The sequence below is a fragment of the Pseudodesulfovibrio sp. JC047 genome (genome assembly GCF_010468615.1).
GTDB lineage: Bacteria > Desulfobacterota > Desulfovibrionia > Desulfovibrionales > Desulfovibrionaceae > Pseudodesulfovibrio.
Genome location: NZ_WUEH01000009.1, coordinates 40,799 through 64,003, shown reverse-complemented (window position 1 = coordinate 64,003; position 23,205 = coordinate 40,799). Strand labels below are relative to the sequence as shown.

The window sequence follows — 23,205 nt, the reverse complement described above, 5'->3', positions numbered from 1 at the left end:
GGTACCTTTTTTTATTCTTTTTGCTTGACCGCGAGAGAATCGTTAGCTAGAAACCTCTCCTCACACGGTGGGTGTAGCTCAGTTGGTAGAGCACCTGGTTGTGGCCCAGGTGGCCGTGGGTTCAAGTCCCATCACTCACCCCAAAGAGACAGTTCAGGACGGAATTTCGATTCCGTCCTTTTCTTTTGCCAAAACAGTTGCTGTTCAGCACTGTCCTTCATTCCATTGCCTGTTTGAGACAACAGATCACGCAAACGCTGTGCGCCTTCGGGTTGGAGTTTCCGCTCCAGTAAAATCGCACGCGGACCACCGCCCGGTACGCCAGTGTACACTTCATTCAAAACCGTTCGATCCGTGAATCCGCCACTGTTGACGGCCAGACCGGCGTACACACCTTTTCGATCGCCCACGAAATACACATCACCAGATTCGTAAAAGGCATCTGTTTCGTGAATTTCATACGCCACATTCAGAACGATCAGTCTGGCGTGGGCCTGCACAATGGCCCCGGTCCGCAACATATAGCGGACATCGTCCTGATGCATGAAAAGCAGTATGCCGGATTGTCTGGACACCCCGGCCTGAAAACCAACGCCAACCGTGCCCTTGGTCATGAAGACCGGCCCGGTCCAGCCTTGATCGGTCAAGGCCATAAGCACGGCGTTGCCACCGCCCACGGAGACCAACAGGCTCGCTTCGTCCACAGCCGGAATGATCAACACGCCTTTGGCCTTGCCGAGCAAGGCCCGAACCGTGCCGTCCGTATCATTGGCAATGGTTGTTTCAAGTACATCCGCAGCAGCGTCTACCATGGCATTGGCCACGGCCAAATCATTGACCGCGCCCCGGGTGGTTTTCCCGGCGCAGCCAGCCATCAGTCCAAGTACCGCGATCAATGTCACAACACACCAATGCCGTTTATCCATGAGAATGCCCTAAAGGGAGTGTTCCCCTGTGTCAAGAACGTTTCCGGAGATGACGGACGTCTCCCACCCGAACGGTCAATTTCTCTTTATCAAAATATTCCAATATGGGAATGAGATACTTCCGGGACAGCCCGGTGATCTCCTTGCAGTCTGGCGCAGACATTTCCTGATTGTCGGCAAAAAAATCACATATCCGCCGTTGAAGGTCATCCAGGGCGGTCCTGTGATAATACATATCGCCTTTGAGACGAATCAATTCGCCCTGCTCCTGCAACACCTTCAAGACAGACGCGGCCTGCTTGAAATCCATGCCAAGCGGTTCAAGAACATCCTTGAGATTCGGCGGCGTGCTTCCACCCTTGGTATACGCGTCCAAAATCACTTCTCGAACCTTTTTCTGATCCGACGCAAGCGAGACCGTATGGCCTTTGAGTTTCAACAATTCCTGCTCGGCAACGATGGTCCCGGCCTTGATGGCTCGTTCCACCACGAAATGAAAGAGCTTAGGTGGTAAATCCGTGCCCCACGACGACGCCAATTCACCCCGCTGAACCCCGGGTTTCATGGACTCCCTGGCATGAAAATCTGTCAGGAAATCATGCAGGCTCTCGCCAAGATTTTTCGCCAATTCGCCTCCGGCATACCGACGGGTCTCCTTGTCGAACAAAATGGCTTTCTGCTGTCCGCCGAGCACGCCCAGCGTTTTTTCAAGCCCCTTGGTTTCAAGGTTGGTCATGGTCAGCAGTTCAGCAAATGTCAGACCAGCGGGACCAACCAGTTCCAACTGAGCGGTCACCACGGCTTCGGGCGTGTCCGCAGCAAGCTGCTGCATACGGCCCACTTTGCCTGAGAACCGTTTGACCTTGTGTCCGACGGGTCCTATCACCCGCCCGCCCGCAAACGCGCGGAGCGGAGAAAATGCGCGCAAAACAATACGGTCGCCATACACTGCGGCCAGCGGTTCGGAAAACCGGACCTGGCACACACAGGTCTCGCCCGGTTTCAGATCCTCTCGATCCAATAAATAAACTCGGGCCAACACTTCCCGTGCCCCATGATGAAAATGGATTTCACGCCGATGTTTGAGCGGCAGATGGGATGACTCAAGCACCGTCAATTCGATATCCCACACCGTGGACGGAAACAGGGAACCGGGACGAGCCAGAACATCCCCTCGCTTGATATCTTCCACTTCCAACCCAGACAGGTTGATCGCGGTCCGCCGTCCGGCCTGCGCCGTGTCCACGGTCTCACCATGGGATTGCAAGCTCCGCACCTTGGTGGCCTTCCCCTTGGGATACAAGACCACATCCTCTCCCACGGAAACAGCCCCGGACACCATGGTGCCAGTGACGACGGTACCGTGCCCCTTCATGGTGAACACCCGATCCACCGGCAACCGGAACAGGTCTGACCGCCGACGCGGCTTGAATTCGGTTATCAGGGCGCGCAATTGATCTTTCAATGCGTCCAGCCCTTCTCCCGTATGAGCGGAGACAGGCAGTATCGGCGCACCGGCCAAAAAGGTCGGTTCAAGGTAACTTGCGACTTCCTCTTCCACCATGTCCAACCATTCCTGATCCACCATATCGGTCTTGGTCAACACGACCAGCCCGGTGCTCACGCCGAGCAATTGACAAATTTCAAGATGCTCCCGCGTCTGTGGCATGATGCCTTCATCTGCGGCAATAACTAGCACGACGAAGTCGATGCCCGCAGCTCCGGCCACCATATTCTTGACAAATTTTTCATGACCGGGGACATCGACGATACCGAGCCTGTTCCCCGTTCCCAAATCCAGAAAGGCAAAACCAAGTTCAATGGTAATGCCCCGTTTTTTCTCTTCGGAAAGTCGATCGCAATCAATGCCGGTAAGTGCTTTGATGAGTGTGGTCTTTCCATGGTCGATGTGACCGGCTGTTCCCATGATGACGGGCATATAAAATTATCCTTGAATAGAGTTCTCGCTGACAATCGAATGGTCAAGGATAGAGAAAAACGGCCTGCGCCACAAGCATCCAAAAAAGCCCGACGCCTTTCATTTTCTCCCCGCAAAAAAACAGGCTGTCTATAGCAGAAAAAAGTTGACCGAATTCATCCAGAGGCTATATGGAACGATAAGTATTAAATTTTGTTTTTGAGAGAGGAACTCATGCGAATTTTCAGTCCATTTTCCCGAAATACCGCCACGATGACCGCGTTCATCTGGCTGGTATTCACACTCTCGGCCTTTGCCGCCGGAGAGCCTATCGGCGAAGTCGCGTCCATGGAGGGCACAGTCATCGCCGAACAATCCAACGGCACCATACGGAATCTCGACCTCAACCTCCCGGTCATGGCCCATGAAACCATCGTTACCGGAATGCACAGTCATGTCGAAATACACTTCAATGACGACTCCATCTATTCGCAAGGCCCGGAATCACGCATTGCACTGGATGAATTTGTGTACTCCGAAGACACATCGGCATCCAAACTGCTCTTCAAAATGGGCAAAGGCACATTCCGCTATGTGACGGGACAAATCGTCAAGACCAACCCGGATGCATTCGCCTTGCAGACACCCACCACGACCATCGGCATTCGAGGCACGGAAATCTTTGCCGTCATCACGCCTGAAAAAGAAGAAATCGGCAACACCAAACTCTCCAAGGGCCACACCATGACCGTTGGAGCCAGAACCCTTGGCTCCCCTCGAACATCCGTCTCAGTGAATCCAAAAACCGGCGAAATCTCCAAACCGACCCCGGTTTCCCAGAAAACCATCAACAAGGTCATCAAACATGCTCCCATGACATCACTGGGAGAACTCGGTGTCGGCACACGATCTCGCAAGGACCTCAATCGCAAGATTCAGGCATTCAAACAGCAGATGGACCGAACAAAAGGCAGCCTTTCCGGCGTGAATCAGCCGCCTGATTATGCTAAAATTCATCGAATCAAACAGCAAAAAGACTGTCGTCGAGCCATGGAAAATTCCCGGAACAAGGGTGGCCCATACGGCGATTTCGGCGGCAGTGAAGGCAAAGAACAACAAGGCGGCGAACAAGGTCCAACAGATGGACCTGATGGACCTGACGGTCCCAGTCCGAGCGGCCCCTAACCCCTGATCGATTGTTTTTTCCCATTAACGCAAGAATAAGGAAATTCAATGAGACGACGATACATACACCACACACTGCTTGTGACCGTCCTCGCCTTCTTTGTCGGGGGCTGTGCGGTCATGGCTCAAGTGGCCGAACGAAAAGGCGACAAGGCATACCAACAACAGGATTATACCGCTGCCTATGATGCATATACCGAAGCAGTGGCCGATGGCAGTGACATCGCCAAATACCACCTCGCGGTCATGCACGCGGAAGGCCAAGGAGTCCCGCAGGACCTGCCCAAGGCCGCCGAGTTGCTGCAACAAGCCGCAGACGCTGGACAGCAGGATGCACAGCTCATGCTCGGTCTCTTCTACATCTATGGAGACGGTGTGCCACAAAACCCGACAACCGGGGCCGCATGGATCAAGACCGCCGCCGAAAACGGCCATGATGTCTCCATGTACTATCTCGGCAATCTCTACGCCGACGGACTTGGCGTTCCCAAAGACATGACCACCGCGCTTCACTGGATGCAGGAAGCGAAAAACGCCGGTTTTCCGGTCAAGGATGAACTGTTGACCAAAGAAGGCCTCGCCGCCGTCTACCAGCAATAAGCCACACATTTGCTCAAAAAAAAGGGGGAAGGCCGTAAAGACCTTCCCCCTTCAATGTGAACAATTAAACGCGTTACCGTTTCAGGAACTCTCTGAAAGCCAACGTGCAGGCGTAAATATCCGCCTTGGACGCCAGCTCGAACGGAGAGTGCATGGACAGAACCGGCACCCCCACGTCAATGACATCCATGCCGTACACCGCCAGGAATTTTGCCACGGTGCCACCACCGCCGACATCCACCTTTCCCAGCTCGGACATATGCCACGGGATACCCGCGTCATCAAAAATCCGGCGCAACCACGCGATATAATCGGGATGCGCATCATTGGCTCCGACCTTGCCACGATGGCCGGTAAACTTGTTGAAACAAGGGCCATATCCCATACGGGCAGAATTCAAGGATTCGTAGACATCCTTGAAATCCGGGTCCATGGCTGCGGACACGTCAGCCGACAAAACCGAACCATTCATGAAGATGGACGACAACCGCGCACCGGGTTCCCATGCCTCGGCCAGCTCTTCCATGCAATATTCAAAGAAGTAGGACTTGGCACCAGTGGAACCTTCGGACCCGATTTCTTCCTTGTCCCAAAACAGGACAATCTGGGCATATTCAGGTTCTTCCTCGGCCAACAGGGCTTCCAACGCACAAAACACGCTGGACCGATCGTCCTGACCGTAACCGCCGATGGTTCCCTTATCCAAGCCGACAAAACGGGCCGGGCCAGCCGGGACGGCCTGCATCTCGGCACTGAAAAAATCGGACTCGTCGATGCCATACCGCTGTTCAAGCAGTTCAAGCACCATCCGTTTGACCGGCTCCTTGACGGCTTCGCCGTCATCGCCTTCCTTGGCCACAGGTGCATGACCAAAGACCAAATTCAATTTTTCCGCCTCGAACGCGTCCGACACCTTCTTGCCCATCTCATTGGCGGCCAGATGCGGCAACAGGTCCGTGATGGTAAAAACCGGATCATCAGGATGTTCACCGATGCAGACAGTGATTTCCTCACCGGATTTCTTGACCACGGTTCCGTGCAAAGCCAGCGGAATGGTCAACCACTGATACTTGCGGATACCCCCATAATAATGGGTCTTGGCAAGGCAGATATCCGTATCTTCATACAAAGGACGCTGCTTCAAATCCAAACGGGGACAATCCGCATGAGCACCGATCAGACGGAACCCTTCAGACAGACGACGTTTGCCCTTTCGAGCGAGGAAACAGGTCTTGTTCCGATTGAATCGAAATGCGAGGGGAGCCTTGAGATCGTCCTTGAACCCGGCGTGTTCCACGCGAGAACGCACGTAATCCATGACCAGCCGTTCCGTCTTGCATTCACTGAGAAATTTCACATAGTCCTGAGCCATGGCATCCATGGCTTTCCGATCTTCCGGAGACGAATACACGTCCCACGCGGTTTTCGGTTCATATTCAAGTGTGGTGTTCTTGCTCATATCGCATCCTTATTTTTCGGTCAGGGAAACCACGGCCTGCTCCAACACGGAGGCGGCCAATTTGAGTTCGGTCGAAGCCAGCGTTCGCGGATCAAGTAGAAAGGCATCATCCTCGATACGCGCCACCAGCGGCGGGTCGGTCTGAAGCAACGCATCTTTCAGATCACCCACGGAAATATTCGCAACCGTCACCGAAACCATGGTCCCGGGCAGGTCATATTCAGGAAACGCACCACCACCCACGCGGGACGCGCCTTTTTTCATGGAGACCTCGGCCCGGTCACCAAGTGAGAGCCGAATGGCGTCCGCAAGGCGACGCGCCTTGCTTTTCAGGGCCTCGGGCGATGCCGTAATCATCTTCAACGTCGGCACCGAACGGGGTGCCTCGTCCATATCCAGATAGAGTCGCAAGGTCGCTTCCAATGCGGCCAGCGTCATTTTATCGATGCGCATGGCCCGATTGATCGGGTTCTTCTTGATCCGGTCTATGTACTCCTTGCGACCGACAATGATCCCGGCCTGCGGACCGCCAAGCACCTTGTCCCCGGAAAAAGACACCACATCCGCGCCCTGGGCCACAGTCTGCTGAACCGTCGGCTCTCCGAGCAAACCACTTCCCTCGAACGAATACAGTGATCCACTGCCCAAATCCTCAATGACCGGCAAATGATATGTATCGCCCAACGCACGCATTTCCGGCAGGGTCACTTCCTTGGTAAAACCCACCACGCGGAAATTGGAGGTATGAACCCGCATAAGCGCGCCCGTATTGTCGTTGATAGCACTTTCGTAATCATGCACATGGCTTCGATTGGTCGCACCGACCTCATGCAAAATGGCCCCGGATTTCGTCATGACATCCGGGATACGAAACGACCCTCCGATCTCCACCAACTGCCCCCGGGACACGATCACTTCCCGGTCTTTGGCCAGGGTTTCCAGCATGATGAACACCGCTGCCGCATTGTTGTTGACGACCAGAGCGGCTTCGGCTCCCGTGATGTCACACAAGAGCTTCTCCACATGGGAATATCGGCTCCCACGATGGCCCGTGGACAGATCAAATTCACAATTGGAATAATGTCCACACGCCTCGGTCACGGCCTTGATGGCCGATTTTGCCAAAAGCGACCGGCCCAGATTGGTGTGAATAACGACACCGGTCCCGTTGAGAACCCGCCTGAAATGTGGCCGGGCCTGGACGCGAATAAACGCGGTCAACCGGGGCAACAGGACTTCGAGAGCCACCTGCTCCGGGTCGGTAATAACGCCAGAACGAATTTCTTCCCGGCATATATCCATGAAATCATTCACCAAATCTTTGACTAATGGCCGTGGCACACCATGAAAACCACCTTTCTCAACAAAGGATGCAAGGATATGGTCCATGGACGGCAAGGCCCTGAAAATGTGACGCATGAGTCTCTCTCGTTAAACAGTCAAAAAGTCCGGGTACAATTTATAGAATTCCGCCAACAAGTACAAGGACCCGCACACAAGTGTCGTTCCCTCGAAGTCTGCTCCCATTTCAAGTGCTGCTTGCATCGATGGAACGGGTTGCGCCTTTTCACCAAGGGAATTTGCCAACGACTCGGCACTCTGCGCTCTTTGCCCCTCCATTGAAGGCACCAAAATCGGGCCGTCTGTCAAGCTTTGTACCAATGGAATCATCGGAGCCAGGGTCTTGTCTTTCAAACAGGTAAAGATCACGCACCCTGGACGGAGATCCTGCGCTTTCAATGCTGCGGACAACGCGATCAGCGCGTGACTGTTGTGTGCTCCATCGAGCACGATCTTTCGCCCGTGGACAAAAACAGTCTGCAATCGACCGGGAATGAAGGCGGACTTCAGTCCTGCGGTCTCACACGCAGAATCACTCGACACGGAGTGTTCGGTGGCAAACCACCGCCAGCCTGCCAGGGCAAGCCGAGCATTCATGGTCTGATGAATCCCCTGAAGTCCCAATGGCACATCCCGAACCGGGTCGGCCAAATCAACGGCATACATCAACCGTGCGCCAACGGTCTGGGCACGATCCTGCAATTGAATCATGGCATCGGGTTCCTGCGCGCCGGTTACTGCCACACTGGCAGACTGGATGGCTCCGGCCTTGTCCGTGGCAATATCCGTCAACGTCGGCCCCAAAATCTTTTCATGATCCATACCGATCGGCGTGAACAACGTCAGCCCCGGATTCAGGACATTGGTGGCATCGAATCGACCGCCCAATCCCGCTTCCATCACGGCGACGTCCACCCCTTCCCGCTCAAATGCGAGGACGGCCAGACAGGTCTGGAATTCAAAATAGGTCAAGGCATCACCGCCGGGCGAGGACAGCACGGCATTGGCCAGCTCCACCCACGTCTCACGGGACACCATGGTTCCGTTGATATGCACCCGTTCTCGCGGTGTCACGAAATGGGGAGACGAAAAGCCCCCCACTGTCAGGCCGTGGGCACGAGCCATGGAACTGAAAAAGGCAGAGGTTGATCCTTTACCATTGGTTCCAACGACATGCACCACGGGAAAATCAATGGGACCATGGTTGGTCATAAAGGCCTTCATGCGGTCCAGACTCAAATCCATATGAAAGAGTCCGAGCCGATCCATGTACTCAGTCAGTTGGGAATAATCATGTATGTGTGTCACGGCAGCCCTTTTAGCAGGAATCGGTGTAGCATGAAACCTCTAACAACACGGCTTCAAAATTTATGGACACAAAGGACGAAACAGCCAAAAAAATGGCGACGAATCAGCCAGAAATGCTCTCAGTGACGGCGCAAAAAAAACAGTGTTCAACAGAGAGAAACCAACAATTCGGCCAACAATTGTCCATCGATGTACGGGGCACTCTTCTCTGTCACCAATTGATGGTCCTCCACCGTCAATCCCATATCCCGCAATGCCGGAATATCGACCCCACTCGGATACGAACCATTGCGACTATCTACAACGACACAATCAAGAGGCCGACAATTGTCCGGGGCACCACTGGCCGCAAGATACCGAAGCAATTGACGAGCCTGGTCAGCCACGGACAGCCCTGCGGCCTCCGGGTCGTGCCCCATGCTTGGAACAAAAACCTTGGGACACGGATTTTCGCAGACCGCTTCCCCCACCCCGTTGGGCAAGAGATTGGCAATCACACTCGAATACAAACTGCCCGGCGGGTAGCAGATCAAATCTGCGGTCACGAGATACCCCCGAATCACGGCGTCCACATCGGGCGAAACAGGGGTGCCGGTTTCCAGAGAATCGGTCAGCCACATTGATTGAATCGGAGCATGGAGCGGCGACACTTCCTTGCCGGTCATGCGATGTTGCCCGAGAACGGTTGTCCCATCCTCCAATTCCGCCACCAGATGCAGGTCTCTATCCACGACAGGACGGACCAACCCGCGCAAGGTAGCCACAGTGGAAAACATGTCGATAACCGGTCCCATTTCCCGATCATGCGAAAGATACCCTGCCGTGAGAATGAGATTTCCCACGCTCGCCCCACGCAAATCGAAATCCAGGGGCATGATCTCCAAAAAATGGTGTAAATGCTCCATGATGACACCACTGACTGGTGTCGTGATGCAATGCATCAAGAAATGTTCGCCACTCGCCAGCCGTTCCAGCTCGACAAGCAACTCCGCTCGACTGGCCTGCTTGCTCAGTCGATGGGTAAACAGCGCATACACACCGTTATTGCCACGCACCGACTGGTCGGCCAAAGCCATGAGCCTGTTTCGGATATCACCCACCGCCGGAATGCCAAAGGCCTCCCGAAGTACGGCAGAACTGCCACCGGAATCAAAGGGGGTGATGCAATGGACAGAATTATACGTCAGCCCGGCCAAGGCCTGGGATGTTTCCCGTAATGCCGATCCCCCGCTGAAAAAGAAAAGGGACGGCCCGAGTTCGGGACTGCGTCTATATCGCTCCACCGCGTTATGCTCTCCCATGCAGTCCTCCCGCATCCGCTGACCGCTTCACACCATTGCAATCCGAATTATGCATATTTTGCGTGGCAGCGTCCCTTTTCATGCAGCAACGCATCAATCGCGGTGTGCATCCGCGTGATGTCACCCGATTCATACGCTTCCCTGAAAGTCGAACACGCTGCGGTAAATGCGTCATAATATTCATCACCATATCCGGCATACGTCACCATGAGTGCCGCATCGTCCAAAAAGGATTCCACGGCCGGCCGAGGTGGTTCAACCCCTTCATGAATCATTTTGACCAGCGTTTTAAAACTGGACTTCATCTGTTTCTTGAGATCCTTGTATGCAGGCTTGAACGCCCCGCACTCTTCGCATTCAATCTCCGGCGGTGCGAGACACTCCTGAGCACTCGAAAATTTCATGTCGAGGCGGACCTGACCAAAGTCGATCCGCCCCTTGATCTTGAACTTCTTGAAATCATCGACACAGGTCAATTCGCCAGTGCCGCCATTTTCCAAGGCATCCGCCAATTCACGGAAAAACCCGGGAAGATCGGTGTCATCCATATGCTTGAAAAATTGTGTTCCGCGACTCATACGCACTCCATGGAAGGGTTGATTCAAGTATAGAAACAATTTTCCCCTCGGGATGCAAGCACTGTTTTCCCGTTAAAACAGCTGTATCACCGCATACCATGCAGGCAATGTCGCAAAAGAGACAACGGTTCCCACACCGACCAACGCCACGGCCAAAGACGACTTCACCCCATGACTCATGGCGATAATACCACCCGTGACCATCGGTCCCATGGCCGCTTCAAAAACCGTCACTCGGGTGACAACATCGGTTTTTCCCAAGACAACCATATACAATAGAAGGATAATCAACGGGGCGAGGACAAGCTTGTAACCCAAGCCCCACAACAATTCCCGAGTATGGCCCCGAAGCGAGTTCACACTCAACGTCATTCCCACGGACAAAAGGGCCAAGGGACTGAGAGTGGACCCCAGGCGCGTCAACACCCCGGTCACCCAGTCAGGATACGTCACGGGCTGAAGCGCGATACCGAGCACCACCGCGAGAAACGGCGGGAACAAAAGGACCTTTTTTGCCACCATTGGCCCATTGACTTCAGCCCCCGAGACCTTGGCGGCCAAAATGATACCGGGGATAGCCAATGCCAGAAACGATCCTCCTGTATCACACAACATACCGATACCGATATACTGTTGCCCAAAAAAAGTTTCGATCATGGGCAATCCGACAAAGGATGTGTTGCCAAGGCCCACACACAACGTCAGGCAGACCACGGTTTTCTCATCCCAATCAAAAATCTTGCCCAACACCGTAAAGAAAACGTACCCGATCGCAAACACGATCCAGCCCATGGCTGCGGGAAAAATCAACTCCACCCCCATGGGAAGGGAATGGGCATACAACAAGGCCAATGCAGGCATTGACATGTAAATGACCACCGCGTTCAAAGCCGCCGGTCCTTTCTCATCAACAATTCCGGCCATACGTATAGCTAAACCTAAAACAAAACAGACACATAACAATATAAAATTTACCATTGATCGCTCCAATTTCTGCGCGGACGGTAGAGCCATTCGATTTCAAATTCAAGCGAATATTTACTTTTAAAAAAAGTCATTCCCAGCCGAAAAAACTCAAAAAAGACTTGCAAAGCACTGAAAGGCCATTTATAAACCACTCCTCCTGAACGTGCCGAAGTGGTGGAATTGGTAGACACGCATGGTTCAGGACCATGTGGGGGTTTCTCCGTGGAAGTTCGAATCTTCTCTTCGGCACCAGTAAAGAACAAGGGCTGTGACACACGTCGCAGCCCTTTTTCGTTGTGGGAGACCTCGTCCATTCGCAAACCGGTTGCATTCAAAGCAATCACTCGTTATTACAGCCTTCTGAAGAAAACCCTTGTGTTTTTAGTTGGCCGGAAGCGTGCGCGAATTCAACAAAAAGGCTTTTTTCGAGACGTCACCCGCTCGGAATATCCTCTGAAAAGCGTTTCTCCGGCAAACCAAAAATACGTCTGGTTTTGAACGACGCCGTGACTCGATAGCGCTCACTGTCATCATCGGCGAAATTGGCCACACACGGTCTTTGAGACCTGCGGCCATGGACGTCAAAATCACACATGAACTCGACGGAATAGACTTCCGAAGGGTTTCACAAGGAACGACAATGAAAGGATATATCGGAAAAACACTCAGGGTGAATCTGACAACTGGACTGTGCCATGAAGAGGCCATCGACCCGAAAACAGCCCGACGATTTGTCGGCGGCACAGGGTATGGCATAGAGATCCTGTTTCGCGAACTCAAGGCCGGCGTCGATCCTCTGGGACCGGACAACAAACTCGTCTTTGCCACCAGCCCGCTCACCAGCAATCTGGTTCCGGGCGGTGGCAGCATCATGGTCTGTTTCAAATCCCCATTGACTGGTGCGTGGGGGGAATCCCGCTGTGGCGGCAACTTCGGGCCGGACCTACGAAAGGCCGGATTCGATATCCTCATCCTCGAAGGCTCATCAAAAAAGCCGGTCTACCTCTCCATCGTCGATGGCACACCATCACTGAAAGACGCTGCGTTTCTTCAGGGAAAAGACGTCTACGAAAAAACCGACATTCTCGAAAAAAAACTGATTCACGGCAGCAAAAAACCGTCTGTCATGTGCATTGGGCAAGCCGGGGAAAACCTCGTGGCCTTTGCGTCCATCATGTATCGGGACAGGGCGGCCGGTCGTAGCGGCGGCGGCACGGTCATGGGGGCCAAAAACATCCTTGCCATCGCCGTGGCAGGCTCTCGTCAAGCGGAGCACGCGGACGCAAAGGAGTTCATGACAGCGTCCAGAACAGCCATGAAGACCGTCCGGGAAAACGAAATGCGTGACGGCTTCAACGAATTCGGCACGGTTGGGGACATGCCGGACAACGACGAGGAAGGCGATTGGCCATCCAAGAACTGGCGGTCCAATAATTGGGGCCAGGGTGCCGAACTCTTTGAGGACTTTCAAAAAAACAATCTGGTCTCGTCCAAGCAATGCTATTCAGGATGTCCCATCGGGTGTGGCAGGGTCTGTGAGGTCAAAAAAGGCGCATACAAGACCCCGAAACATGAAGGGGCCGAATATGAAAGCATCAGTGTCTTCACGGCATTTCTGTTGAATAAGGACATGGATGTGGCGGTCCATTGTGACTACCTGTGCAACCGCTGGGGAATCGATACCATTTCAACAGGCGCACTGATTTCATTCGCCATGGAATGTCATGAACATGACATTTTCACGGATGACGATCTCGACGGCATTGATCTGACATGGGGAGCAAGCGACGCCCTGCCTCGAATGGTGCAAAAAATCGTCTTTCGAGAAGGCATTGGCGACATTCTGGCCAATGGCGTCCGAAAAGCTGCTGAGATTATCGGCAAGGGATCGAAAAAATTCGCCATCCACGTCAAAGGCCTTGAAGGCCCGGCCCATGATCCCCGCTCCGGAAAACTTCTTGGCATCGCCTATGGCACCGCCAACCGGGGCATGTGTCACATCCACCCGCTTGAAGGCATGGCCTACGACCGTGGCAAGATGGACTGGGGCATGATGGATCATGGTGTCAGCGATCCAGAAAAATACGACAGGTGGGATGAAATGGGCAAAGGCACCGAGTGTGCGCTCCTTCAGCGGGGACTGATTCTTCCAGATGTCCTCTGCACCTGCAAATTCATGAGCTACGCCGGACTGAATCCCGACCACTGGGCCAGTATGCTCAGTGCCACGACCGGCTGGGACATGGATGCCGACGAACTTATCAGGGTCGGCGAAAGGGTTCACACACTCCAACGCCTGTTCAACATGCGGGAGGGCCTGCGCCGTCAAGATGACATGTTACCCAAGCGGGTCCGTTCCACCCCGGAATTCGGCACGTACAAGGACAATAAAGACTGCGTCATCGAGAACTATGATGCACTGTTGGATGAATATTATACGGCCTGCGGCTGGAATCTGGAAACAGGCATCCCCACTCCCGCCACAATCGAAAGGCTCGATCTGACCCGATACATGAATAAGCAAAACGACTTCGGGCTTCACCCCGAATAAAAACCACACGCACGGCATCACTCGCCACTCTCGCACACGGACAGGCCGTGCATTCATGGACAACCACGAATGCACGGCCTGCTTCATCCATTTTGTTCCATGTGTTCAGGCCAATCAAAAACCGAATCAATTGAACTTCGACTTCAACAGGGGACGCAAGACATAATCAAGAATGTTCCGCCGGGTCACGACGATATCGACCTCTGCCTGCATTCCGGGAATGATTAACAGATTGTCATCCTGATTCCCAATATAATGCTGCGGCGTACTCACCTTGATGATAAAATACGTCCGACCTTGTTCATCGGTCATGGAGTCCGCCGAAACCTGCTGTACTTCGCCGACAAGCCCTCCATACACCGCAAAATCGTAGGCACTCAATTTGATCTTCGCCTTTTGTCCAAGCCTGATGAAACCGATATCCTTGGGGGCTATTTTCGTTTCGATCAAAAGCGTGTCGTCGATGGGGACAATTTCCATCACCGTCATTCCGGGCCGCACGGTCCCACCAATCGTATCCACATACGTCTTCTTGACCGTCCCTCGAACCGGCGACTTGATAACTGTCCTGTCCACCTTGTCCTTGAGCGACGCTTGAAAAGCAATTAATCCCTGCGATTTCCGAGTCAAATCACTCTTTTCTTGACGCGCCTGTTCCTTGAAATCAGTCACAGCACGATCAATTCGCTCCTGAATTTCCAAAACCATTGCTTCAACTTCCGGTATAGCAAGTCGGGCGTCATCCATGATTGTCTTTGCTTCGATGACCTTTTCTCTTTCCCGCAAAACGTCCAGTTCCGAAACAACACCACTTTTTTGCAACGGCTCATACTTTCGTAATTCCGTGACTGCCAGATTGTATTTCACTTGGGCATTACGCATTTTCTGTTTGAGTTGTGCGACTGTCGCCTGCTTTTCCTTCTTGGACAACTCCAGAACGTCAATCTGATTCTGAAGGTTTTCGCGACGGCTTTGTGCGAGATCCCGCTGTTCCGCAACCACCTCAGGATATTGCGATTCAAGCTTTTCCGAAAAAACAAGTTCATTTCCTCGGGCCTCGGCCTCCAACCGTTCGATGGCAGCCTGTAAACTGATCGCCTCAAATCTATTTTTTTGAAAATCTGCCGAAAACTGCAAATCCTTAAGCAACAAAAGCGGGGTCCCTTTTTCGACAACCTGCCCTTCCCTGACAAGCACCTCTTTGAGAATGCCTCCCTCAAGATTTTGGATAAGTTGATTTTTCGACAAGGGAATTACCTTGCCCTGTCCTTTGATGACGTCATCTATTTGCGCCAGCCATGCCCAAACAAACGCAGCAGCAACAAAAAGGACGATAATATACAACAAGAGACGGCCCCCGCGTGGACTTTGCAAAAGAACTGCGGCCTGCGCGTCTGTCGAGTACGTGGTATCCCGGTCCATCGATGGCGTCGGGCGTCCTGCATCTGATTGTGTATCGGTATCATGCATGAGATTTCTGTCCCTCTGAAACGTTCTCTTCCTGCAACTGTCGAATGACCGTGTCCTTTGGACCCTGAACAACAATTTGCCCGTGATCCATAACAATCAACTGATCAACAAGCGTCAACAACGAGGCCTTGTGCGTCACGAGAATCAAGGTTTTCTTTCCAACAATGGTCTTCAGTCGCTTGATAAAAGCCTGCTCGGAACTGTTATCCATGGAGCTGGTCGGTTCATCCAGCAAAAGAATGGGGGGATCGAGCAAAAGGGCACGAGCAAGCAAGACGCATTGCCGTTGCCCGCCGGACAGTGCCCTTCCTTGCTCTCCGACATTCATATCAAGTCCATCCGGCTGATGCACAGCAAAATCCATCACCCCTGCCAGGGTTGCGGCCCTGTTCAGGACATGATCATCCACATGAGGCACCCCCATGACAATATTTTCCCGAATCGTGCCATAAAACAGCACCTGGTCCTGCGTCACCAATCCGACATGCCGCCGCAATGCAGCCGGGTCCAGTTGGTTGAGATTGATCCCGTCAATTTCAATAACGCCTTTTATTGGCCGATACAGCCCGATGAGCAACCGGGCTATGGTGGATTTTCCCGAACCGATTTTCCCGATAATCCCGACATGATTTCGTGAGTTGAACGAAAAACTGACACCGGCCAGGGCAAGGTGTTCCGATCCCGGATAGTTGAAATCGACCTGGTCAAAGACCACACGCCCTTCAAACGATGGGTGATAGATGAATTTCTTGTCGGAAGGCCGCTCCTGTTCCAATTCCATGACGGTTTTCAAAGACGCGTAGGCAGCCCGGGCAGAGGTGTATCGGGTAGCAATATTCGCCAGACGGACAAAAGGAACGATGGCTCTGGAATTGAGCATCATGGCGGCAATCAATGACCCCATGTTCAACTCCCCATCCTTGATGAGATACACTCCATAGATAAGAAGAATGATCGTCGAAAGTTGGTTGGCATACGTCCCCACGGACCCAGCCGTTGACGAAATAAGACGACTCTTCATGTTGCATTGGGCGATGAAGCTGACCGCTTCTTCCCATTTCCGTTGCAATTGGCCCTCGGCACCAGTGGCCTTGACGGATTCCAGACCGTGCAGACTTTCGACAAGCAGACCGTTTTTCTGGGAACTGGCCCGAGAAGATTTCACCACAGCTGACTTCATTACCGGATGAAAAAACAATCCGGAAACAAGAATCACGACAATGGCTCCGACAGGCACCCACACAAGCGGCCCGGACATTATCCCGATCACCGCAAGGAAAAGCAGAGCAAACGGCAGATCAACAACCGCCCCCAAACTCGCGGAGGTCACGAAATCCCTGACAACTTCAAATTCCTGAATATTTTTTGCGAACGTCCCAACCGACTGCGGTCTCCCTTCAAAACGCATCCCGAGAGCCTGACCAAAAAGCCGGGCCGAAAGAATCAGATCAGACTTTTTTCCCGCAAGATCGAGGAAATAGGTCCGCACGATTCGCAGCACAATATCGAAAGAAAAGGCGAGACAGGCCCCGAAAGCGAGCCACCACATAGTCTCGATGGCGTTATTCGGGACCACCCGATTATAGACATTTCGGACAAAAAACGGACTGACCAGCACAAAAAGGTTGATCAGAATGGTCGCAAGGAACACATCCCGATAAATTCGCCAGGACAGCAAAATTGTTCCCCAAAACCAATGCTCTCCTTCAAGAAACAGCCCCGCTTCGGTCCTTTTTTCAAATTGAAATTCAGGTTTCGAGAACAACACATGTCCCTCAAAAACCGTGTTCAATTTTTCCAAAGAAACGATTTCACTTCCAACGGTTTGTCCACCATCGTCCAATCCTCTGCCCTCGCTCGCCTCGGGAACAATTATTTCAGCACGCTTTTTTTCATGGTCGATCGCGGTCAACACACAGCATCGGCGATTTTCCAACAGCAGAATGCACGGGCACACGACATTGTTCAGCTCACTCAAAGATCGTTTGGCAATGCGGCTTGAAAAGCCCACTCTTTCCGCAGCTCGGAAGTATAAGGATACTGTCAACGCATTTTCTTCCAAAGGCAATCCGACAGTCAAAGATTCTGGAGTCATCGGACGGCCATGTAATTTGGCCATGATACTCAATGAAGTCAGCAATGGATCAAGAAACGTATCTGCATTGTCTGGATACTCCCATTCGGAATTCATCGTGTTGCCACGCTTTTTTTGCTGATCGCCATGAGGTGCATCATTCATGATCGGTTCCTTTTGCTGAGACCATATCAATCCTGTTGACGATATCGACAACAGGAAACATTGAAACTACAGATGTTCGTCATCCGAGGAGTCCACCAGATTCGCATCCAAGACCGATGCATCCGGTGTTCCTCCATCCAAATCGTCTCCTCCGGCCGGAGAAGCCCCTTCATGACCACTTTCCCCGGCCTCGGCAGGCGGGGCTGCAACAGGTGCCTTTTCCGGCTGTCCAGCCAACAGGGAATCCATGCCATCCGGAGGCTGAAGCAGATCATCAAGGGAAACAGTCACCTCAAAAGGTGCTGCCTCTTGGGCCGCATCCGAACCGGATTCATGCCCGTCATGGTCTGCCGTCCGATCGTGATCCGTGTCATGATCTTCGTCGGAAGTCCCTCCAAGCCCCCTGAGATCAATGGGACTTTCATGCGAATCATGACCACTGTCATGACCATCGGTCTGGGCCAAAAAGGCGGCGTCAATGGCATCCTGTTCGTCATCGGAAAGCGGTTCATCGTGAGCCGTCGGTACGGCCAAGGGCTGATTCAAATCCATATTGACGGGAATTTCAGAAGTATGTGAAGCGGTCTGTCCATCCGGTCCCGTGGTTTCAGCGGTTACGGCAATGAGGAAGTTGCTGGCAGCCCCATGCAGTTGAGCGGTCAGATGGTCAAGATCCCACCCATCGACATCCACCGGATTTGTTCCAACCGTCACGGAATGATGACCGTCCGACAAAAGCGTCCCGACAGGGAAGCCGTCAATCGTCGTCCCTGTCACCTGATCCTGGGAATCAGCCGGGGCCGTGACATCCACGTCCAGATGCAGCAACGACCCGGGAGGTGGTGGCGTCAAAGAGGTATCCACCTGACTTGAAACGTGACCAAGGTCCCCTTCATCGGTCAAGGAATGGGTCCCGGTCGTGTCCACCAGATGCCCCCCGACACTGCGCACATCGAGCAGCAACCCCGAAGCGTGATCCAACTGGGAAGCAAGCGGAGCCTTGGCAACCTCACTGTCAGAGAGTGCGTGATGGGCAAGAGCCGCGTTGAAGACTTCACCCTGATAGTGTTCCGCACTGTTCCATCCGGGAGCAGCCGGGTTTTCTGGGTGATTCAATTTTTGTCCCAACACCATATACGCGTCCTCAGGCAAGGTGCCGCCCTTGTGATAATTGGGGATGGTCGAGACCAGATTCCCATTATCAAAGACTTTCAAATCCCCGCTGGAGGATTCCCAAGTGAGGGTTATCCTGTGAGAATTGCCGTCTTCGAGATTTACTCCTGTGGCATGGTCTCCAGCGCCACCAACTTTCATGTTGGCCGGATTCCACAACGACAGCATGTTGTTGTGCGTTGCATCACCAAAATTGAATATGACGGGTCCCTGAGACCCACCGGAGGTTCCCGTGGCATGACCAATCACCGTGAATTCAAGCGTCAATTCACGCAAAGGTTGCCCAGCGGCAATATCCCCGACCATGATACGGCCATCCACGGTTCCGGTGGAAATGACCTCCTGCTCGGCAGACATGGTGACACCCACCGACGCGGGATCAGTCACCGGCGTCACATCAATCGTGGCATGGGCTGGAGTCTGAAGACTTCCATCAGTGACCTTGTAGCTGATATCAAGATCGGTTCCATGAAAATCCTTTGCCGGGGTGAACGTATATCCGGTCGCTGCTGTTCCGGTGAAAATTCCATGCGGAGACGACAACGAACCGTCAACGACACTGACCGAACTGCTGTCGATATCACTGACTCCCGCCAGAAGTTGTGCGGCAGTGATGTGAACCGGGGTCTCCTCCGACGTGCTGCCGAGATCTGGGGCTGAGGAAACCACTGGCGCGTCGTTGGTTCCGTTGATGACCACGGCGATGTCGTGCGTGGTCCCATCCGCCGACCGGATGGTGACATGGTCGGTTATCGAATCCCCATCTCCAAGACGCTGTATCACATCCTTTCTATTATCAATGGAATAGCTGTAGGTCCCATCGGCAGCCAAAACGACATGCCCGCCGAGTTGGGTATCATATCCTATGCCTGTATATGTCTGTGGTCCCCTGTTGACATCAAAATGGTCTTCGCCCGCATCAGGATCATGGATGATAAGTTTCCCGTGATATTCAAGTTCATGATGCGTATTGATATACCCTTGGTCTTCAGTCACGGAAATTTTGCTCGCATGAGTCTGCACATCGGCAATGGTTGCCGCATCGCCAGTGGCTGCCACACTCATGGACGCCTGAGCCGGGGTCGTTCCCCCATGTCCATCGACCACGTCATAGGTCAGATGGACCTGACCATTGTAATCTTTCTTCAGTGACAACGTGAACGTGCCGTCCTTGTTGTCGATAATCGTTCCATGGTCAGCCCTCAGGTTCGAGACACTGAGGCTGTCTCCGGCATCAACATCCGTGGAGTGACTCAAGAGATCACTCGCGAGCAGGGTCACGGGTTGATCTTCGGTGCCCGGGGCAAGAAGCGTGACACCGCTCACCGTGGGCGCATCATTGGCCCCATGAATCGTTATTTCGATCGTATGTTCCGTTCCATCCGCGGACTGAATCTTGACTGTATCCTTGAGCGTGTCTCCAACGCCGAGCCGTTGAATCTCCGGCTTTCTCGTATCCACAGCATAGGTCCACGCCCCATCAGGCTCTATTGCAAGCAGCCCGCCAAGCGCAGTTGTATATGGCCTGTACTCAGCGTGACCGGGAACGGAAATAAAAGCCTTGAAATCAAAACGATCTTCCCCGGAATCCGGATCGGTGATGGTCAGTTGACCTGACGTATTGATATGATGTGCCATAAACGAATTCGGTGAATACGGATCGAAATCTTCCGTGACATCCCCGGTATCCACGCCGGAGATGGTTGCCGCATCGCCGACCGCTGCCACACTCATGGACGCCTGTGCCGGAGTCGATCCCCCATGGGTGTCGACCACGTCATAGGTCAGATGGACCTGACCATTGTAATCCTTTTCCGGCGACAGCGTGTACGTGCCGTCCTTGTTGTCGATGATCGTTCCATGGTCTGCCCTCAGGTTCGAGACACTGAGGCTGTCAGTGGCATCAACATCCGTGGCATGGCTCAAGAGATCACTCGCGAGCAGGGTCACGGGTTGGTCTTCGGTGCCCGGGGCAAGGAGTGTCGCACCGCTCACCGTGGGCGCATCATTGGTACCGTGAATCGTTATTTCGATCGTATGTTCCGTTCCATCCGCGGACTGAATCTTGACTGTATCCTTGAGCGTGTCTCCAACGCCGAGCCGCTGAATCTCCGGCTTTCTCGTGTCAATAATATACTCCCACGTTCCATCTTGATCTATTGAGAGCCGCCCTCCATGGGCACTGGAATATGGTCGCAAATCAGGTCGAGCACTCCAAGAAATAAAGGACTTGAAATCGAAATGATCTTCCCCGGAATCCGGGTCGGTGATGGTCAATTGGCCAGAAGTATGGATTTGATGTGCCAAAAAGGAGACCGTTGGATACGTATTTACATCTTCCGTGACATCCCCAGTATCCACACCGGTAATGGTTGCCGCATCGCCGACCGCTGCCACACTCATGGATGCCTGTGCCGGGGTCGTTCCCCCATGTCCATCGACCACGTCATAGATCAGATGGACCTGACCATTGTAATCCTTTTCCGGCGACAACGTGAACGTGCCATCCTTGTTGTCGAGGATCGTTCCATGGTCCACCCTCAGGTTCGAGACACTGAGGCTGTCAGTGGCATCAACATCCGTGGCATGGCTCAAGAGATCACTCGCGAGCAGGGTCACGGGTTGGTCTTCGGTGCCGGACGGCAAGACAGTGGTCCCACTAACAACTGGCGCATCATTCGTCCCGGTTACCACGATTTCCATCGTGCGCGTATCCGTCCCCCCCTGGGAATCGGTCACCACAACCGGAATACTCACTTTTTCGGTCTGACCGACCGCCAAGTGTTGGTAACTAGAATCGGTGGGGTCAAACTGATAACTCCCGTCAGGATGCAGGGTGAACCCCGCAACAACAGCATTGGTCCCATACGTCAGCGTATCGCCAGTATCAATATCCGTTGCACTCAATTGACCGGAAAGCACTGCTCCGTCTTCGGTCACGGATTGACTCTGTGCCTGAAGCACCGGGGCATCATTGGTTCCATGCACGGTAATGACAAGATTTTGGGACGAGGTCGCTCCCTGGCTGTCCGTTACCGTCACCGGAATCGACAGGGTTTGCGCCCCACCGACGGCCAGATGTTGATAACTGGGATTGGACGAATCAAACTGATAACTCCCGTCAGGATGCAGGGAGAATCCCGCAACAACAGCAGTGGTTCCATAGGTCAGCGTATCGCCGACATCGATATCAGTGGCACTCATATGGCCGAAAAGCACGGCTCCGTCCTCGGTTACGGACTGGCTCTGCGCCTGAAGCACCGGAGCGTCATCCGTGCCATCGATTTCGACCAGAACCTGATGTCTTGTCCCATCGGCACTCTGGACCATGAAGGCACTGGTCAGAGATTTGCCCACACCAAGGGCCTGCACGGTACGACTTGTCGAATCGACGACAAAATTCCATTGTCCGTTTCTGCCAATCGAGAACGTCCCCAATGGACCGACAAGAGTGGATTGAACAAAATGATCCTGGCCAAGGTTGGGATCAACCACCGACAACTGTCCCTGTGTCGAAAGCTTCTGGTCCTCTATGACAAGCCCGGTATCCTGCCCCGAAATGGTCGCGGACTGCGGCGGAATGACCTGCAAACCGGACATCGTCAATGAAATGGAAGCGACATCATGAAAATCATGCAGCACTTCATTGGCTGAAAGCGCGATGACACCGACACTCAATGGCGGCACTTCAAACATTTCGTGCATGAAAATCGGCTCTTCCCGGTGTGAGGCCAAAATGCTTTCTTCCGAATGTTGCAAGGCGAGAATCTGCGGACTGACCTGCGTCAGCTGCCCCAACTGCCCATGAGCTGAAAAATCCTCCCCTTCCTGAGCGGCATCTTTTCGGCCCCCTTCATCCGATTCATCGCTTGCCATTTCGGCCTTTGTTTCATGAAACGCTGCGGACACACGGTCCGTACTGACTAGAGAGACAACAGAGTGATCCGCATATCCCAAGGAAATGGCCCCGGATTCGATAAAAATATGCGCTCCTGAAGGAAGTTCCTGTCCAAGCTGGACCGGCTGCATGGTTCCATCCGAAGCAACGAGAAAAACCGTCCCCGTCACCAGATGAATCCTGCATGAAACGTCCAAAAGGATGGTTTTGCCATCTGCCAAGGGTCTGAAAAGTGAAGAAATATCTTTTCCCATACGGATTCTCCCACGACAAAGTACAAGGAAATGTCTCT

General features: G+C 53.2%; 15 protein-coding genes and 2 tRNA genes. 6 read left to right on the top strand and 11 right to left on the bottom strand.

Features of this window, described 5'->3' with window-relative positions; all coding sequences use genetic code 11:
* The first annotated feature begins 67 nt into the window (after positions 1-67).
* Positions 68-143: transfer RNA gene (locus GO013_RS07670), tRNA-His, on the top strand.
* On the opposite strand, the gene GO013_RS07665 is transcribed toward GO013_RS07670, so the two are convergent.
* Together GO013_RS07665 and selB are read right to left on the bottom strand one after the other, a co-directional pair.
* The gene (locus tag GO013_RS07665) at positions 132-926 is read right to left on the bottom strand and encodes a lipid-binding SYLF domain-containing protein (protein WP_163809826.1); all 795 of its coding nucleotides are present in this window, start codon (positions 924-926) and stop codon (positions 132-134) included. The genes GO013_RS07670 and GO013_RS07665 overlap by 12 nt on opposite strands.
* Positions 927-957: 31 nt before the next feature.
* Positions 958-2,865: a selenocysteine-specific translation elongation factor gene (gene selB, locus GO013_RS07660; RefSeq protein ID WP_163809824.1), complete on the bottom strand. Its 1,908-nt coding sequence runs from the start codon at positions 2,863-2,865 to the stop codon at positions 958-960.
* Between the two features lie 213 nt (positions 2,866-3,078).
* On the opposite strand from selB, the gene GO013_RS07655 reads away from it, so the two are divergent.
* Complete coding sequence (locus tag GO013_RS07655) at positions 3,079-4,029, top strand: FecR domain-containing protein (RefSeq protein ID WP_163809822.1); 951 nt, start codon at positions 3,079-3,081, stop codon at positions 4,027-4,029.
* Between the two features lie 48 nt (positions 4,030-4,077).
* Positions 4,078-4,629: a tetratricopeptide repeat protein gene (locus GO013_RS07650; protein ID WP_163809820.1), complete on the top strand. Its 552-nt coding sequence runs from the start codon at positions 4,078-4,080 to the stop codon at positions 4,627-4,629.
* A 73-nt stretch (positions 4,630-4,702) separates the two neighbouring features.
* On the opposite strand, the gene GO013_RS07645 is transcribed toward GO013_RS07650, so the two are convergent.
* From GO013_RS07645 to GO013_RS07620, 6 genes are all read right to left on the bottom strand, one after another.
* The gene (locus GO013_RS07645) at positions 4,703-6,088 is read right to left on the bottom strand and encodes an aminopeptidase (RefSeq protein WP_163809818.1); all 1,386 of its coding nucleotides are present in this window, start codon (positions 6,086-6,088) and stop codon (positions 4,703-4,705) included.
* Between the two features lie 9 nt (positions 6,089-6,097).
* The gene (selA, locus tag GO013_RS07640) at positions 6,098-7,507 is read right to left on the bottom strand and encodes an L-seryl-tRNA(Sec) selenium transferase (protein ID WP_163809816.1); all 1,410 of its coding nucleotides are present in this window, start codon (positions 7,505-7,507) and stop codon (positions 6,098-6,100) included.
* 12 nt (positions 7,508-7,519) lie between these two features.
* Entirely contained in the window at positions 7,520-8,737 is a 1,218-nt protein-coding gene (locus tag GO013_RS07635) for a bifunctional folylpolyglutamate synthase/dihydrofolate synthase (RefSeq protein ID WP_343219547.1), read from the bottom strand.
* Positions 8,738-8,883: 146 nt separating this feature from the next.
* Positions 8,884-10,038 carry a GAK system CofD-like protein gene (locus tag GO013_RS07630; protein WP_239057786.1) on the bottom strand — a complete coding sequence of 385 codons (1,155 nt, stop codon included), beginning with the start codon at positions 10,036-10,038 and terminating at the stop codon, positions 8,884-8,886.
* A gap of 47 nt (positions 10,039-10,085) precedes the next feature.
* Complete coding sequence (locus GO013_RS07625) at positions 10,086-10,616, bottom strand: GAK system XXXCH domain-containing protein (protein WP_163809812.1); 531 nt, start codon at positions 10,614-10,616, stop codon at positions 10,086-10,088.
* A gap of 72 nt (positions 10,617-10,688) precedes the next feature.
* On the bottom strand, positions 10,689-11,594 hold the full coding sequence (locus GO013_RS07620; RefSeq protein ID WP_163809811.1) for an AEC family transporter: 906 nt from the start codon (positions 11,592-11,594) through the stop codon (positions 10,689-10,691).
* 153 nt (positions 11,595-11,747) lie between these two features.
* On the opposite strand from GO013_RS07620, the gene GO013_RS07615 reads away from it, so the two are divergent.
* The 3 genes from GO013_RS07615 to GO013_RS07605 all read left to right on the top strand — a co-directional run bounded on the left by GO013_RS07615 (position 11,748) and on the right by GO013_RS07605 (position 14,133).
* Positions 11,748-11,834, top strand: a tRNA-Leu gene (locus GO013_RS07615).
* A complete protein-coding gene (locus tag GO013_RS07610) occupies positions 11,805-12,080 on the top strand; it encodes a hypothetical protein (protein WP_163809809.1) in 276 nt (91 codons plus the stop codon). Before GO013_RS07615 ends, GO013_RS07610 begins: the two co-directional genes overlap by 30 nt.
* 142 nt (positions 12,081-12,222) lie before the next feature.
* Positions 12,223-14,133, top strand: coding sequence for an aldehyde ferredoxin oxidoreductase family protein (locus GO013_RS07605; protein ID WP_163809807.1), 1,911 nt, complete (start codon positions 12,223-12,225; stop codon positions 14,131-14,133).
* A gap of 126 nt (positions 14,134-14,259) precedes the next feature.
* Here the strand turns inward: GO013_RS07605 and GO013_RS07600 are convergent, their stop codons facing one another.
* From GO013_RS07600 to GO013_RS07590, 3 genes are all read right to left on the bottom strand, one after another.
* Complete coding sequence (locus tag GO013_RS07600) at positions 14,260-15,603, bottom strand: HlyD family type I secretion periplasmic adaptor subunit (protein ID WP_163809805.1); 1,344 nt, start codon at positions 15,601-15,603, stop codon at positions 14,260-14,262.
* Complete coding sequence (locus GO013_RS07595; RefSeq protein ID WP_163809803.1) at positions 15,596-17,842, bottom strand: type I secretion system permease/ATPase; 2,247 nt, start codon at positions 17,840-17,842, stop codon at positions 15,596-15,598. Before GO013_RS07595 ends, GO013_RS07600 begins: the two co-directional genes overlap by 8 nt.
* A gap of 66 nt (positions 17,843-17,908) precedes the next feature.
* A complete protein-coding gene (locus GO013_RS07590) occupies positions 17,909-23,167 on the bottom strand; it encodes a VCBS domain-containing protein (protein WP_163809801.1) in 5,259 nt (1,752 codons plus the stop codon).
* Between the last annotated feature and the right edge of the window lie 38 nt (positions 23,168-23,205).

Coding starts and splice junctions, on each gene's coding strand:
- GO013_RS07665 (WP_163809826.1), bottom strand. CDS start 926: ATGGATAAACGGCATTGGTGTGTTGTGACATTGATCGCGGTACTTGGA.
- selB (WP_163809824.1), bottom strand. CDS start 2,865: ATGCCCGTCATCATGGGAACAGCCGGTCACATCGACCATGGAAAGACC.
- GO013_RS07655 (WP_163809822.1), top strand. CDS start 3,079: ATGCGAATTTTCAGTCCATTTTCCCGAAATACCGCCACGATGACCGCG.
- GO013_RS07650 (WP_163809820.1), top strand. CDS start 4,078: ATGAGACGACGATACATACACCACACACTGCTTGTGACCGTCCTCGCC.
- GO013_RS07645 (WP_163809818.1), bottom strand. CDS start 6,088: ATGAGCAAGAACACCACACTTGAATATGAACCGAAAACCGCGTGGGAC.
- selA (WP_163809816.1), bottom strand. CDS start 7,507: ATGCGTCACATTTTCAGGGCCTTGCCGTCCATGGACCATATCCTTGCA.
- GO013_RS07630 (WP_239057786.1), bottom strand. CDS start 10,038: ATGGGAGAGCATAACGCGGTGGAGCGATATAGACGCAGTCCCGAACTC.
- GO013_RS07625 (WP_163809812.1), bottom strand. CDS start 10,616: ATGAGTCGCGGAACACAATTTTTCAAGCATATGGATGACACCGATCTT.
- GO013_RS07620 (WP_163809811.1), bottom strand. CDS start 11,594: ATGGTAAATTTTATATTGTTATGTGTCTGTTTTGTTTTAGGTTTAGCT.
- GO013_RS07605 (WP_163809807.1), top strand. CDS start 12,223: ATGAAAGGATATATCGGAAAAACACTCAGGGTGAATCTGACAACTGGA.
- GO013_RS07600 (WP_163809805.1), bottom strand. CDS start 15,603: ATGCATGATACCGATACACAATCAGATGCAGGACGCCCGACGCCATCG.
- GO013_RS07595 (WP_163809803.1), bottom strand. CDS start 17,842: ATGAATGATGCACCTCATGGCGATCAGCAAAAAAAGCGTGGCAACACG.
- GO013_RS07590 (WP_163809801.1), bottom strand. CDS start 23,167: ATGGGAAAAGATATTTCTTCACTTTTCAGACCCTTGGCAGATGGCAAA.